General features: G+C 52.1%; 9 protein-coding genes. 6 read left to right on the top strand and 3 right to left on the bottom strand.

The window, feature by feature from the left end:
- Nucleotides 1–85: 85 nt before the first annotated feature.
- Nucleotides 86–1642 (top strand): hypothetical protein, encoded by a 1557-nt coding sequence (locus V1603_RS07585; RefSeq protein WP_395313709.1) that lies wholly within the window; start codon nt 86–88, stop codon nt 1640–1642.
- Between the two features lie 79 nt (nt 1643–1721).
- On the opposite strand, the gene V1603_RS07580 is transcribed toward V1603_RS07585, so the two are convergent.
- On the bottom strand, nt 1722–2636 hold the full coding sequence (locus tag V1603_RS07580) for a hypothetical protein (RefSeq protein WP_395313708.1): 915 nt from the start codon (nt 2634–2636) through the stop codon (nt 1722–1724).
- A gap of 271 nt (nt 2637–2907) precedes the next feature.
- Here V1603_RS07580 and V1603_RS07575 point away from each other — a divergent pair, with 271 nt between their 5' ends.
- Nucleotides 2908–3336 carry a hypothetical protein gene (locus V1603_RS07575; RefSeq protein ID WP_116341769.1) on the top strand — a complete coding sequence of 143 codons (429 nt, stop codon included), beginning with the start codon at nt 2908–2910 and terminating at the stop codon, nt 3334–3336.
- Nucleotides 3311–3505, top strand: a complete 195-nt coding sequence (locus V1603_RS07570) for a hypothetical protein (RefSeq protein WP_116341771.1) — start codon at nt 3311–3313, stop codon at nt 3503–3505. Before V1603_RS07575 ends, V1603_RS07570 begins: the two co-directional genes overlap by 26 nt.
- 23 nt (nt 3506–3528) lie before the next feature.
- On the opposite strand, the gene V1603_RS07565 is transcribed toward V1603_RS07570, so the two are convergent.
- Together V1603_RS07565 and V1603_RS07560 are read right to left on the bottom strand one after the other, a co-directional pair.
- Nucleotides 3529–3789 carry a hypothetical protein gene (locus V1603_RS07565; RefSeq protein WP_233003099.1) on the bottom strand — a complete coding sequence of 87 codons (261 nt, stop codon included), beginning with the start codon at nt 3787–3789 and terminating at the stop codon, nt 3529–3531.
- A 362-nt stretch (nt 3790–4151) separates the two neighbouring features.
- Nucleotides 4152–10430: an Ig-like domain-containing protein gene (locus V1603_RS07560; RefSeq protein WP_395313707.1), complete on the bottom strand. Its 6279-nt coding sequence runs from the start codon at nt 10428–10430 to the stop codon at nt 4152–4154.
- Between the two features lie 502 nt (nt 10431–10932).
- Here V1603_RS07560 and V1603_RS07555 point away from each other — a divergent pair.
- The 3 genes from V1603_RS07555 (at nt 10933) to V1603_RS07545 (ending at nt 15495) form a co-directional block, all read left to right on the top strand.
- Nucleotides 10933–12891: a S8 family serine peptidase gene (locus V1603_RS07555; protein ID WP_395313706.1), complete on the top strand. Its 1959-nt coding sequence runs from the start codon at nt 10933–10935 to the stop codon at nt 12889–12891.
- 374 nt (nt 12892–13265) lie between these two features.
- Nucleotides 13266–13703 carry a hypothetical protein gene (locus V1603_RS07550; RefSeq protein ID WP_395313705.1) on the top strand — a complete coding sequence of 146 codons (438 nt, stop codon included), beginning with the start codon at nt 13266–13268 and terminating at the stop codon, nt 13701–13703.
- Nucleotides 13704–13719: 16 nt separating this feature from the next.
- Nucleotides 13720–15495, top strand: coding sequence for a lytic polysaccharide monooxygenase (locus V1603_RS07545; RefSeq protein WP_395313704.1), 1776 nt, complete (start codon nt 13720–13722; stop codon nt 15493–15495).
- Nucleotides 15496–15505: the final 10 nt, after the last annotated feature.

Genomic DNA, 15505 nt, shown 5'->3' with positions numbered 1-15505 from the left:
TTTTTCTTACCAGCGGGGCCATGACGGGCATGTTATTGATCGTCACTCTGGACGTGCGGAAATACACAAACTGGAGAGTGCGTATATGCCAAAAAAACGACTGGCTTACCTTCTTATTTCACTGGCCGTGGGATCTCAAAGCATCCTTCCTGTATTTGCAGGCGAACAGGCAATAACGGTAAATAATCATGCAACGAATACCCCACTGGAGGTCGCTGATAATTATCTTAATCAAAATAAAACGCAGGAGACGGTTGTTATAGAAGATGCGGCGCTGCTTGATGTCCATATCTCGTATGCTAACTTGCCCGCCGATGCGATAGTGGAAATTGCAGGTAAAAATAACAACGAAGTTTACCGTTATGCGGCTGAGAAAATTCTGAGCGGCTCAGATGAGCACCATGTCAGTTTCGATGCATTATCCATCTTTGGTGATAGCGTAACGGTACGGTTGTTAGCTGCCGATGGTTCTGCACTTCCCTCTTCCCGACAGGCCGAAATTGCCTTCCAGGTCAGGGGCGAGCCAGCGCTTCAGGATATGTCATTGTTTAATATCATTCCGGGTGACAAAAACCCGCTCCCGCACTCCTGCTTTAAAGACTCACCTTTTATCTATAACTATACAAAACCCGTCGCGGTGATCCGCGATACCTATGACCGAGAAAAACCGCATTACAATACCGGATGGCGCATCGGCGAAAAAGGGGTTGATGGTGACCTGCTGGTATTAAGCAGTTTCCCGTTAAAAGAAGATAAAAAGGTGAGAACCACAGAGGTCTGGTTTGTTCAGGAGGTTGAGGTCAATCCAAATGATTGTACCAGTTATCAGATAAAGAAAACGGCCAAAGTGAAAGCGTTTGGCAAGTCATCCAGCAGAGACGGTAAATATCGTTTATTGTCGTTAGATTTTGCGGGCGATAAAGCGCAGGAAGATTTTGTCAAATCACTGGGTTATTTAGGAATTGATCCAAGAGATGAGACGAAGGCTAACGACATTGCCACCCAAAAAACCGAATTTTATCTGCCGCAGGCGCAGTTTAAAAAAGATAATGCGCGTTTGTATGCTGCAGTGAATAAGTCAGATGGCACCCACTGTGCTATTGAGCTATACGACCGCGAAGCGGGTCAGTTCCGGCATCGTTGTAGCACATACAACAACGATATGGGTAATAAGAACAACCCTATGAAGCCGGGCGTAGGTGCGCCGCTGATCGATAACTACACGCAGCGCGTTCTGGCACTCAGTACCAGCGGTGAGCTGGTGAATGGTTATAACCAGGCAATGCCGATTGCCCGGATCTGGCCGCAGATTAAAGCATTCTTTCCTGATGGCGCGATTCCCGATACGTCTTTTATCATCAATGACCAGGTGGCTGCCGCTCAGAAATCATTGAAAGGTTATGCGAGCGTCAATGTGGCGCAGGTCATTCCGGATCCGGGCTCCATACCCGATGTTTCCCAGTTTGCATGCAAATGGTGGCTACCCGCAGGGGTTAAAGCATCCGAACCCAACCCGGAGAGCAGTACAATGTTACTCTATGAAAAAACTGGCGCTGTTACCGACCCGCTAATGGCCTGGTGTGATATCAAAGGTGGGGAGCAAAAATATCGACCACAATGGGTGATGACCGCCATTCCATAAGACTATGACGCGTCAGGCAACATGCTCTTTGAGATGTTGCCTGACGGCTTGTTAGCTTTTCGCTAACCTATTTCGGTTTTTACTGCGCGATGGGAATGGTCCCTTTGATAACCACTAATGTGATCGTCGCCTTTGCATCCCCTGCTTTCAGCGGGATTTTATATTCATCCGGCTGGGTAAAGAGGGCCTTGAATTTATCATCTGGCATATCAATGATGACATCATCGTCTGCGGCGGTGGCTTCGATCCGTTGCAGCAGCTCTGCTTTGGTCAGAGGTTTGTTCCATCCGGCAACAATACGATCGTTTTTAATGTGAATCTCATTACTCTCAAGGACACAAAGCGCATTCTGCTCTCCGCCCTGAAGGCGATAAAGCCGGTTTTCAGTTAAGGGGTCCAGTGACGGGCAGACGACCTCTTTTTGCGAACCCGACTCTGCCAGCGTGTAGCTAAACTTCACTTTCAGGTTATCCCCGTGGCGAACGCCCTGTTTTTTCCAGTCGCCACTGTCCCCGGTGAACATGCGGATCCCGTTGGGGATGATCGCGCTGGCGGCAGCAAAAAAGTCATTCCCGTTAACGGAAAAATAGGGGCGAAGCGTTAAAGATGAATCATTAATAATGGTGATCACCGGAGAGTTAATGGAACGGTAACTCTTTTTCTTATAACGACAGTTTTTCCCGTTTGCCTGTAAGTTGACGCCGTTGTCTTTACTGACAATCATGGCATAGTTGCAGTTAAGGCCGTTTTCAATAGATTCGTTCAGCACCGCACCATTATCGACAATGATATTCATCACGCCGTTATCTTCGTTACCAAACCAGACATGAGGAATAAAATCGCTATCGTAACCCTCTTCATAAATAGCATTCTGAACCCTGATTTTCAGATGGTCAGGGTTTTCAATATTGATCATTCGCGCGTAGTCACTGGCAAGTACTGATGCCGTTGAAAAAGCGCTAAGCATGGCTAATGCTACGACGGTCTTTGTCATGAAAATGTCCTCTTTGAGAAATATAAAAAAGTACAAATTTGCTCAACAGTGACCATACCTTAATGTATCAGGCAGTAAAACATGACTCTGAATAAAATCATCGTTTATTTGTTTTTAACTCACGGATGCAGAGACAATTCTTATTAATCGCAAGACTCATTCCGCCTTATTTTATTCTGAGGAATGAATATACTGCCTTGCCAGTATTCAGACTGGAAGAGTAGGCTTGAAAGCCATCTCATACTTTGTGCCATAATAAGCGAGACAAAAGATGGATCAATCAATTAAACAGACTCCTGAAAAAATTCGGGTTTGTGTGCGGACGAACTCTTTTTTATTCGAAAAGGGCCTTGCGGAACTAGCACGCTATTACTTTATCGCCCGAGACAAAATGCTCTGCATTGTTGATGCAGACACATTTGGTACGAAGACGCATCTGGTGAAGTATCTGGAGTTCATCAGGAGAATAAAACCCGACATGCTTGTTTTGATCACCGGCCATCTCCCCCGGAGCGAGCAGCATGCATGGTATGTAAAAGCAAATGAATCCCTGGCGGGCTGGCGGGACACCATTGATGCCATGAACTTTATGCTCCCCAATCTCGACAATATTATTGAACATTATAAAAGGAGGAAGGCAGGTGAAATTAAGTTTTTGTATCAGGACGAATATTATGGCAAAGATGGCCGACGTGAGTGAGGCTGAATTAGTTTATGCGCTGATGACAACGGGAAAGCTGTTCGGCGTTAAAATACCGGCACCGTTACCCGGCAGGCATAACGCCAGAACGCGTAGTTTTGATTATAAAGAAGCTCTGGATTTTGCTGAACAAGTGAAAATTGCCCGAGGCAACAAAAGGCAGGACTGATAATGCAATAACACGCCATGCTTTTAAGCGACAGGTTTATCGCGACACGCCTCATCGTTATAACAGAACCGTTCGGCTGGCCTGGCGTTTTCCTTCAACATTGCAAGTGCAATACCAATCACCTCAGCATACAAGCAATCATCAATACGCCTGGCATACTCAAGTTTTTTACTCAGGTAATGACTGAGCGAAACATGATCAATATTAATACCCTGCAAGGATAAATGCGTGGCTGCATCACCGATGAGTATGGATGCTTGTTTTTCAGGATAAGCATTTTTCATGCATGCGAGCCTCTTTTTCGTTAAGAACCAGCTAACAGGATCATAGAAAAACCCATACCCCAGCTTACAACATCACCTTATATTGAATTAACGAACCCACCTGTCAAAATGCTGAATCCATTTTTTTCATCCAGCATTACTTTTAATTCCAGTATTTATTAGCATCACGCTAACACAGGTATTCCCTCCCATTAAGCCGTCAGATTATTTAACCATGATACAGAACAGTTTGCCAAAGCGGAAAGGGCCTGTGATGGGACCTTCCGGGGGAAAAAACGAACCGCAGGTCCCGTTTCCGGGAGCCTGCGAAAGGTAAATTATACCACGCTGATATAGGTGTTAATGGTTAACACGGAGAGCGCTTATTTGACGATATTAACCGGGGCAGAATAGGCAGTATCACCTGTTCTTTGCGACCCCAGAGTACCGCGTGGGGTAACACTTACCCGGATATCTTTCAAAAATCCATAGGCTTCTTTTATGTATAACGTTTTACCGGTCTCTCCGTCTAAATCCCGATAACGGCCGCTAAATTCATCCCATGAAGCCCACTGATATAACGAGTTATCCTCACCACTGCCATTAGCATTGAAGATATAACTGGCCTCAATTGTATTACCCACCCGGGCTTCATTCTCAATATGAAGTTGGCTGACAGAAGGTGTACCCGCATCTGTAACCCTGAAATACCCGTCGTTAAATACCTTAGCACCTGAGCCGCCAGCGCTGCCCCTTGGCGTGACCGAGACATAAAGATATAACCCGTACTGGCCTCGATCGGTCTTCAGCGTTCTTCCGGTAGCTCCGGTAATAGGTGTCGGAGATTTATCGTAAATGTTCTCAGACCAGTACCATTGATACTGAGTTCCGCTTTCATCGCCTCCGCCGTTGGCTTGATAAACATAGTCCACCGATATTTGGTTTCCATATACTGGATCGCCCTTAATCTGCACATTACTCGCGGAAGGTGTACCTCGAATCGTGACCGAATCTGATTCAAGCCGCATTGATGAGTTTTGGCTATCGATAATTTCTACGCTCACTTTTTGGTTTATCAGAGTGGCGTCTGTCAACTCAAGCGACGCGTTGTCCACCGTGGTATTGGCGATCGAACGGTAGATTGTGCCATTAACCTTCCAGTTGACTGTTGCGGTACTAAACCCAGAACCTTTGCCTATCGTGAGGGTGTAACCTATTTGTGGCGTACCCGCGATCCAGGGTTTTTGCGCCATCACCTTAACGGTCGCTTTAAGCGCGCTTAACTCAACTCGGTCTACAATAGGGGTGACAGTATAGGTATCAGCACGTGTTCCTTTTACATTGAACGGATAGTTTCCTTTTTCAGTCTCTACAATGCCCCCGCTATTAGTATGGATCAATCCTCCATTGTTTCTCCCCTGACTATCGGCCAGCACGGCGCCGATTCGTCCCGTCAGGCCACTGACAGGGTTACCAAACTTATCCTTCATCGCTATCAGCATGGATAACTGATTGCCAACGACCATCGTGTCACTGACGGGGGTCAGACTCGACTTCGCGTAATCAATTTGCCCTACACTGAGCTGTAACGTTTTCGAATCCTTCACTGAATCGCTGACTTTCGCTGTGAGGGTATAGCCTCCCATTGCACCAAACCCTTTTTCCGGTCTGATGGTAGCCACGGCGGTGGCTACACCGTTGCTGCCCGTTGTTGCGCTTTCTGGCGTTATCACCATCCAGTCCGGATGGTTGCTACTAAACGTGACCACAGCGCCAGGCATCAGTACTCCGCCTTTATCCTTTGCCGTTACCGTGAGCGTGACAGGTTCGTCCACGCGTGCAGTCGATGCCATCGTAAGTTCAACGCTACCTGCAACCGGCGGCAGGGCAATCGAGGAGGAATCCTCTACGTTGTTTTCCGATTTCGCGGTCACGACCAGATTTTCCGCTTTTACTGTACCCATTTGCAGCGTCAACTTAGCCACCCCAGAGTTGTTGGTCATTGTATCGCTCTGGCTGTCGATTTTTGTCGCCAGTGCCTCGGGGAAAATCCAGTTTACAGCCGTATTTGGCACAGGATTATTAAAGCTGTCGAACATCGCTATCTGCCAGGTGGCATGAGTGGCACCGTCCGCCTGAACACTTTCCGGCTCGTCGATAAAAGTCACCCGGTTGACCTTTCCTGGCACAAAGTTAACCAGAACAGATTTTGCGTGTAACCAGTTATCGCCAATGGTCGCGTTTACCTGAAACTCCCCGGCTTTCTGGCTGGTCTGACTGACGGTAACGGTACCATCCTTCCCGGTCTCTGCCGTTGCCGGAATGATGACGCCGGTTCCGGCATCAAAACTCACTGCCTGTCCTGCAACCGGGTTCTCATGGGCGTCCTTCACCGTCACCCTGACGCGCGTGGTGTCCGTCCCGTCTGCTGCGGCGTTATTGTCGATCACCTCCAGCGCGCTGACTTTTGCCGTGCTGCTGTCAGCCGTGAACGTCACCAGGCCAGACTTCGCCTGCGTCCAGTTATCGCCGGTGGTTGCCTCCACCCGGAACTCCCCGGCCTTCAGGCTGGTCTGGCTGACGGTGACAGTGCCGTCCTTCTCCGTCGTTGCCGTTGCCGGAAGAATAACCCCCTCTCCGGCCCTGAAATTCACCGCCTGCCCGGCAACCGGGTTCTCATGGGCGTCCTTCACCGTCACCCTGACGCGCGTGGTGTCCGTCCCGTCTGCTGCGGCGCTATTGTCGATCACCTCCAGCGCACTGACTTTTGCCGTGCTGCTGTCAGCCGTGAACGTCACCAGGCCAGACTTCGCCTGCGTCCAGTTATCGCCGGTGGTTGCCTCCACCCGGAACTCCCCGGCCTTCAGGCTGGTCTGGCTGACGGTGACGGTGCCGTCCTTCTCCGTCGTTGCCGTTGCCGGAAGGATAACCCCCTCTCCGGCCCTGAAATTCACCGCCTGCCCGGCAACCGGGTTCTCATGGGCGTCCTTCACCGTCACCCTGACGCGCGTGGTGTCCGTCCCGTCTGCTGCGGCGTTATTGTCGATCACCTCCAGCGCGCTGACTTTTGCCGTGCTGCTGTCAGCCGTGAACGTCACCAGGCCAGACTTCGCCTGCGTCCAGTTATCGCCGGTGGTTGCCTCCACCCGGAACTCCCCGGCCTTCAGACTGGTCTGGCTGACGGTGACGGTGCCGTCCTTCTCCGTCGTTGCCGTTGCCGGAAGGATAACCCCCTCTCCGGCCCTGAAATTCACCGCCTGCCCGGCAACCGGGTTCTCGTGGGCGTCCTTCACCGTCACCCTGACGCGCGTGGTGTCCGTCCCGTCTGCTGCGGCGCTATTGTCGATCACCTCCAGCGCACTGACTTTTGCCGTGCTGCTGTCAGCCGTGAACGTCACCAGGCCAGACTTCGCCTGCGTCCAGTTATCGCCGGTGGTTGCCTCCACCCGGAACTCCCCGGCCTTCAGGCTGGTCTGGCTGACGGTGACGGTGCCGTCCTTCTCCGTCGTTGCCGTTGCCGGAAGGATAACCCCCTCTCCGGCCCTGAAATTCACCGCCTGCCCGGCAACCGGGTTCTCGTGGGCGTCCTTCACCGTCACCCTGACGCGCGTGGTGTCCGTCCCGTCTGCTGCGGCGTTATTGTCGATCACCTCCAGCGCACTGACTTTTGCCGTGCTGCTGTCAGCCGTGAACGTCACCAGGCCAGACTTCGCCTGCGTCCAGTTATCGCCGGTGGTTGCCTCCACCCGGAACTCCCCGGCCTTCAGGCTGGTCTGGCTGACGGTGACGGTGCCGTCCTTCTCCGTCGTTGCCGTTGCCGGAAGGATAACCCCCTCTCCGGCCCTGAAATTCACCGCCTGCCCGGCAACCGGGTTCTCATGGGCGTCCTTCACCGTCACCCTGACGCGCGTGGTGTCCGTCCCGTCTGCTGCGGCGCTATTGTCGATCACCTCCAGCGCACTGACTTTTGCCGTGCTGCTGTCAGCCGTGAACGTCACCAGGCCAGACTTCGCCTGCGTCCAGTTATCGCCGGTGGTTGCCTCCACCCGGAACTCCCCGGCCTTCAGGCTGGTCTGGCTGACGGTGACGGTGCCGTCCTTCTCCGTCGTTGCCGTTGCCGGAAGGATAACCCCCTCTCCGGCCCTGAAATTCACCGCCTGCCCGGCAACCGGGTTCTCGTGGGCGTCCTTCACCGTCACCCTGACGCGCGTGGTGTCCGTCCCGTCTGCTGCGGCGCTATTGTCGATCACCTCCAGCGCACTGACTTTTGCCGTGCTGCTGTCAGCCGTGAACGTCACCAGGCCAGACTTCGCCTGCGTCCAGTTATCGCCGGTGGTTGCCTCCACCCGGAACTCCCCGGCCTTCAGGCTGGTCTGGCTGACGGTGACGGTGCCGTCCTTCTCCGTCGTTGCCGTTGCCGGAAGGATAACCCCCTCTCCGGCCCTGAAATTCACCGCCTGCCCGGCAACCGGGTTCTCGTGGGCGTCCTTCACCGTCACCCTGACGCGCGTGGTGTCCGTCCCGTCTGCTGCGGCGTTATTGTCGATCACCTCCAGCGCACTGACTTTTGCCGTTGCAACATCAGCCACCAGGGGAATTTTTACCGTCACAGGGTTGCCGCCCTCTACGGCAGCGGTTACCTCCCAGTCTGTTCCCACCAGCGTCGGCGCTGTCAGGATAATACTTGCCTCCCCCCGATCATTAGTGTGGGTCGGTTGCTCTATTGGCTGACCGTTGCTTTGCCAGGCGATATCAACACTCGTTTTAAAGTCTTCGCCATCCTGATCGGTGAGTTTCACCGTAAATGACTGGGCTGCGCCCACCATTGCGTGCTCAGGAGGCTGAATGAAGGTCAGTCTGTTGGCTTTGGCAAAATTGACGTTCAGTTTCATATGGCTGTGTCTGCCATTATCTTCAGTAACGTTGCCGCTATAGCCTGCTACCAGCGGGGAGAGCGAGGCCGTGATCTGATCCTGACCGCTGCTCATAATCTCTTCCACACTCACCGACGTTTGGCCTTTAGGGTCGGTGTGCGTTACGTGTTGTGACAAATGGCCCAACGCATTCTGGCTTGTCCAGTAAACCGTCAGCCCTTCCACCGCCTCCTCTTTATCGTTTTTTACTTCAGTGAGTAGTTGCAGAGCGCCATTGCTCTGAACATAAAACTTCACACTGCCGTCCGGGCGGACTTCGCCCGGTGTCATCAAGCCAATATGCAGTGCGCCTAGCTTCGCGCTACCATTAACCGTTGCCGAGCCACTGTTACCCGCGATCCCTTTTTTGTTGACTGGCGTGACTTCGAAGATCACTGTGCGGGCCATATCACGCGTTTGCACCTCATAGGTGGTACTCCCTTCCTTGAGCACTACGCCTGAATCTGCGTCATACCAGCGCAGCCGGGTTTGCTCGGGATCTTCATCTTCCCCTTCATTGGATTTATAGAGGTAACTTCCCTCCAGGATCTTGCCGGGTGACATGTCCCCTTTAATGGCAACGCCTTCAACGGAAGGGGCAAAATCCCCCGGCGTTACGGTCAGATGATAGCTGGCGGAACTCAACACGTGCTGAGGATCGACAGGTGACGTTTCCGTCGCGGTGATGGTGACATCGCCCCGATGCGTTGGGTTCACCAGACCGCTGCCCGGCTCCACGGTCGCGATCGTCGTGTTGGAGGAGATGTAGCGAATGACGCCCCCCTGCCCACCTTTCACCACATGAAGCAGCGGCACGCCAGCCTGCGTGGTTTTTTCCGTAGGGGTGAAATAGAGGCGTCTGTCTTTTTCTTCCTGCTTATAGGCAAGAACGATGTTGTTATTACGGGTAACGAACTCTGTGCGGGACTGCATCAGCGATGGTAAAGCCGCCGCATTTTCACTTGCCAGCATTTCGGAGAGTTTGCGGCCAAACTCCCAGTGGAAATTCAGCCCCACAGAGAAGTTATCCCGCTGCCCGCTAATCATGCTCTGCTCCGCGCTGACCCCTACCAGCGGCACAGGTTGCCACTTAAGCCCGAGGTTAAGCCCGTGAGGATTGCGGCTGGCCTCGCTGCGGCTGCCGTTAACGTCCACTTTGTCGCCATACCACTGGAACCAACCCATTTTGAGCGCGACGTGCTGTGAAAGCGCCGTCTCAAGATTGAGATCCCAGCCGCGGGCGGCACGTTCATACAGTTCATAGCGGTCGGGATCGTCATTAAACATGCTGTCGTCAGAATGACGCCAGCCGCTCAGGGGCAGGTAGTAGTTCGCTGACGCACGAATCCCATCGCTCCACAGCTCGGCGCCCGCCCCCATTCGGTTATGGTGGCGCGTGACATCCTGATCGAAAAAGAGGTTTCCACCCGCCATCAAATGCGGGTTAAAGGTATGTCGCCAGCCCAGGCCGACGTTAAGGATATCGCGCTCGTTCCAGCGGTGTGCGCTCATCTGAGTGAACAGAATGTCGTGTTGCCAGATTTTAACCGGCCACAGATAGTCCAGCCCAAAATCGCGACTATCGCTCCCGCCAATACCGACATCTGCCGTAACGCGGGCTTTCCCGCCGGTATGGTTTAACCACGCTTCCACCTCCTGCGTTAATGCGGCATTTACCTCGCTGTTTGCCGCGCCGCGCAGGGCATCACCCGCGCCGTTTTGTTGGGCGCTTCCCCATATGCCGGCCATTTTATCCCGCAGGGGTTGATTGCTTTCGCTTTCAACGGTCGCACGGGTTTCAGTTTGCGCCCGCGCGACGGGGGGGACCGTAAGCAAAAAGATGGAAAATAAATAATGTAAGAGGATTACCCACACGGATAATTTTTGACGTAAAGAACAATATGAAACACCGGGCATTGTGACGCATCCCTTATTAATTAAACTCCCTGGTTAGTGATATTAAGTTCCAGATAATTCTTAAACTCCATACAGCACTCAGGAGATGTTCATGAGATTTTCCGTTCCTCATTAAATTCAATACTTATGCATTGATGATTAACAATTTTTTCAGCCCACCTCATAAATTCATCAGCCAAATTTCAGCCTTATATTTTCCGGAGCAGGAAATTCTCTACACGGGCCAGACATCTCGCAATTTCATCGCTGACCTTCTTCTTAAGGGGAATTTCCCCGCATGGCAGGATGGTTCCCGCAATACTCTGGATGGCATTTTATAAGGACGATCGTTGACATGAATAAAACTGGACTGGCCCTGCTAATTTGTGCACTACTGAGTGCCCCCTCTTTTGCGCAGAACTCCGTCACGCACGAGCAAGCCTGGGAAGGCACTTCGTATCTCTCCGTTATCGTGAAATTAAAACCCGGGACGACGCTCAATAAGTCATCGCCCTTTTCATTACGCGACAGCACCCTGTCTGTGAGTCCGTTATTTACGGCAAATAATTTGCGCAGCAGTGAATTAAGCGAGATGGATGCGCTTAATGAACGCTATGGCTTTAATCGTTACTTACGTATAGCGCTGCCAGCCAATAAGCAACATGACACGGCATATATCAATAACGTAATTAATGAACTGGCGACGCGACAAGATATTGAGCTGGCTTACCCGGAATCCATGCCGGTGTCGCTGGAGAAGGGTGCCAACATTCCTGACGTGCCGCCCTATTCCGGACTAAGCTATGCCCTGAATAGTCCCAACCGGACCACCGTCCCGGATTTTCGTGGACTGCAGGATTACACCAAATCACCAGATGAAAAACGGCCCGGCTATTACATGGGTGGCGTAAATCGCGACAGCGTGAGCCAGTATTCAGGACACGATGGAAGCGGCATTTCGCTGGTCTCAATGGAAAACAATGCGTGGAATACCAGCCATGTGAATTTGCCGCCGATCGATTTCCATGAAGGTGATACGCGCTATACGCCGGGCGAAGATCACGACACCAGCTCCGTCGGGATAATGGCGGCGAAAGATATCAATGCGGGCATCAAAGGCCTGACGTGGAACGCTCGTATGGGATACGTCAAATGGCAGGCCAATCACCTCTACAACATGATCCCCAGACTCCAGGCAGGAGATGTGGTGCAAATTGGCATGCAGACCGGCGGAGGGGATGTGACAGGCTGTACCTCCTCTTGCTACGTCCCCCAGGAAAACGCCCCTGCCTATTATGACGTGATTAAAGCGCTGACGGACAAAGGCGTGCACGTTATCGAGGCGGCAGGCAATGGCAATATCAACCTCGATCATGCTGGATTTAACGGAAAATTTGACGTTAAAAAACGGGATTCCGGTGCGATCATCGCGGGTGCATTCTGCGCTGACAATGGCAAAAAAGCCTCTTTCAGTACCTATGGTTCACGCGTGACCAGCGCCAGCTGGGGATGCTGGGATGTGGTTACTACGGGTTATGGCGGTTTGCATAGCATAAAAAACGCGGAATACACCTCAAGTTTCTCCGGCACCTCCTCCGCGAACCCGATTATCGCAGGCGTGGTCGCCAGCCTGTCGGCTATTGCAAAAGCTCACAATATCACCGTCACGCCTCAACAGATGCGTACCATCCTGCAGGAAACCGGTACATCTTTAGCGGCAGGCGATTCAGCGAAAGTGGGTACTCACCCAAACATGGCGAAAGCGGTGGCGAGGATTCTGGAACTTAAAGAGGAAGATCGGGATGAGGTAAAGGCGGTGCCGGGAGAAAGCTTTACCGTTACCGGCACGACCGATTCCTCACGGGCGTATCAGTTAGACGGGAGCGCCAGCAAGAATGCCGTCTCCTGGAAATGGACCATCGACAAAAACAGTACAGGCAAATTCTGGCTACAGGAGAAACAGGCCGGAGGCTGGGTACGTGAATTTTCAGGCCCTGCCGTCCGGGCACTCATTCCCGCTAATACTGACGGAGAAGCAACCTACTGGTTAACCGTCACGGGCAAAGACGGAAGCGTGAGCGCAGAGAAGATCACCGTAACGGTGAAAAAATCGCAATTACCTGATATTCCTGACGACAACGCAGAAGCGTATAACCCACGCATAGCCTACCCGGTGAAATGTACCCGCGTATCGCATAACGGCAAAATCTGGCTGAATCAGTGGTATGTCAATGCCGGACAAGAGGAGCCGGGACGCGGCGGTGAGTGGGGGGCATGGCGAGCGTCGGATGCAGCCAATAATAGCTGCCCTTAAATACCTGTTTGGTTAACATAATTGTAAAGCCTGGATGTAAGCCAGGCTTTATTTTATTAACTCAACACGCAGGAAATTCGTAAAAAAGACATTTAAAAAAACGATATACGCTCATATTTGAATATAAAGAGTAAAGGATTGATATTGGCCATTTCCCCCCATATCGCTCTCAAGCCTCTTAACAGCATGACCGGCCGCTCTTCTCTGCCGAAACTCCCCGACTCTTAATGGCCCAGAGAAGTCTCTTATTCAAGCCAGTTGTCTCCTCCCGGTACTATTTGTCCCTGTTATCACACGGTAATAACGCCATTTTTTACCTGCTCTGCAGGTGAGATTTACCTTTCGTTATTGTTCAGTCATTAATAAGGGAACTTATGAAATTAACAGGATCTGCTTTTGTCCTTGCCTCATTACTGGCAGGGGCGGGCGTCAGCGTTTCAGCCAACGCCGCCACGACCTCGCCAGCGGCAAACTGCGAACAGGGTCACCAGAACTGCATGAAAGAACTTGGTTCACTGGAACGCGCCGTCAACGGTGCGAAAGTGAAGGTCGTTGAAGGGCAAACGATTCGTGCGCGCTTCTTTAACGACGGAACCGAACTGCCTGACCTGGAGACCCGCGTCACCATTCTTGCTGGCGAAGAGGCCCACTGGTCCTACGCTCTTGCCCAGGCCATCAACCAGCAGCATCCCGATCTGCGTGCCGGTTTCCAGCACAGCAACGGCGAGATTACGCCCGATGAGTCTCAGCCGAATAAGGTGTATGCCAAAGAGAACAACCCCCTCAGTCACGTAGAAGTGTCCTTCAATTAATTCAGGGAAGATTATTTTGAAACTACTCAAGATGAATAATATTACGTCGGCGTTAGCCGTGGCATTGATTGGCATGTATTCCACGAGCGCGCTGGCGCATGGCTATGTTTTTGAACCAAAATCCCGCTCGGTGATTCATTTCCCGCCGGTGATAAGTGCGGATCCGAATAAAGATCATCAGCAAGTCTGGCCTGCTGACGCCGTGGAAGCGCCGAAGCTCCCGGCTGGCAACGATATGAGCCCAACCCCGATCGCTAACGAACAGCTGTTCCAGTTCCCGCCGGACGGCAAGCTGGCAAGCGGTGGCTCAACGGCTACTCCTGCCTTCAGCAAGCTGGATGACGAAAAGCAGAATACCTATAACAACCCGATGTCTGCGGGCCCGCACCAGTTTAAATGGCATTTACCGGCTAAGCACCGTACCACCTATTTTACCTATTACATTACGAAGCCAGACTGGCACTCTATGCCGGGAGCGGATTCGCGCCTGACCAGAGCGATGTTTGAAGATAAACCTTTCTGCCACAAGGTTTATACCTACGCACCAGGCAACCCTTCTGCCGATATTTCGATCCCGACAGGCTTCGAAACCCACACCTGCGATGTACCGGAGCGTGAAGGTAAACAGAAAATTTATGCCGTCTGGCGCGTGCGTGATACCGATAACGCATTTTATCAGATGATCGACGTCGATTTCGGCGGTGAAGTCATTAGCAAACCAGTGGCCAACGTCACGCCATCCAGCCATAACCTGTCAACCAGCGCGCTGTCGCTGGACGGTAGCGCCTCTACGGGGAAAGAGCTGAAGTACAGCTGGGCCGTCACCAGCAATGCCGACAAGGTCATTCTGGAGAACAGCACCAGTGCTAAGGCAAGCATTCGCCTGAAGGCTAAACCTGAGAACGATTTTAGCGTCAACGTTAAGCTGACCGTCACCAACGCCAAAAACGAGAGTGATTCAAAAACCGTGACCCTGAATGCCAAAGCAGACGCGGGTAACACGGCACCGGAGGCGAAGGCAGGCAGTGACTTCACCGTGACCAGCAACAGTGATTCTCGTGGTTATGACCTCAACGGTTCCGCAAGCGTCAATGCTGAAAAATATCAATGGACTATCGTCTCTGGTCAGGACATTGGTGCGTTGCAGGTCGCTAACGGTGGCGAATGGGTTTCAACCGTCCACGCGGCAAAAGCCCGTGCGCTGATTAAGCCCGGCAAAATCGGTAAAGTGACCTATCGCCTGACGGTTACGGCCAAAAATGGCAAAGCCCACTCCGACGATATCACGGTGACCGTGAAGGAAGCGCAGCAGGCTTCTGATGTGCAGATCAATACGGGCAACAACCAGGACACCATCGTTGGCAGTGACGTTATTGCTGCCGCCGTCGTGTCCAAAAATAATGACTCGTTAAAGGGGGCAAAAATTGAATGGTCCGCACTGAATCACGCCGATAAGATTCAGATCTCGTCACCGAATAACTTCAGCACCAACCTCATGGGTAAACATCCGTATACCGACAATGTGGACGTGACGCTGCAGGTGAAAGTGACGGCGCCTGATACCGGTAAAGTCTCCACGGCAACGAAGGTGATTAAACTGCGCCCGGCACAAACCGATGTAAAAGCCTGGGACCACAGCAAGACTTACAAGACACCTTGTGAAAAAGTGAGCTATGAAGGCAACATCTGGCTGAACAGCTGGGAAACCCGAGGCGTTAAGCCTGGCTCCGATGGCGAATGGGGCGTCTGGAAGAAAGAAGGTGCTGCCAACATGCCTAAAGAGTGCAAATAATACTGTAAGT

The organism is Enterobacter sp. ECC-219 (assembly GCF_043966805.1).
GTDB lineage: Bacteria > Pseudomonadota > Gammaproteobacteria > Enterobacterales > Enterobacteriaceae > Enterobacter > Enterobacter cloacae_N.
The sequence above is the reverse complement of the archived record's forward strand: the minus strand, read 5'-3'. Positions and strand labels throughout refer to the sequence as shown.

Coding starts and splice junctions, on each gene's coding strand:
- V1603_RS07585 (WP_395313709.1), top strand. CDS start 86: ATGCCAAAAAAACGACTGGCTTACCTTCTTATTTCACTGGCCGTGGGA.
- V1603_RS07580 (WP_395313708.1), bottom strand. CDS start 2,636: ATGACAAAGACCGTCGTAGCATTAGCCATGCTTAGCGCTTTTTCAACG.
- V1603_RS07575 (WP_116341769.1), top strand. CDS start 2,908: ATGGATCAATCAATTAAACAGACTCCTGAAAAAATTCGGGTTTGTGTG.
- V1603_RS07570 (WP_116341771.1), top strand. CDS start 3,311: ATGGCAAAGATGGCCGACGTGAGTGAGGCTGAATTAGTTTATGCGCTG.
- V1603_RS07565 (WP_233003099.1), bottom strand. CDS start 3,789: ATGAAAAATGCTTATCCTGAAAAACAAGCATCCATACTCATCGGTGAT.
- V1603_RS07560 (WP_395313707.1), bottom strand. CDS start 10,430: ATGGCCGGCATATGGGGAAGCGCCCAACAAAACGGCGCGGGTGATGCC.
- V1603_RS07555 (WP_395313706.1), top strand. CDS start 10,933: ATGAATAAAACTGGACTGGCCCTGCTAATTTGTGCACTACTGAGTGCC.
- V1603_RS07550 (WP_395313705.1), top strand. CDS start 13,266: ATGAAATTAACAGGATCTGCTTTTGTCCTTGCCTCATTACTGGCAGGG.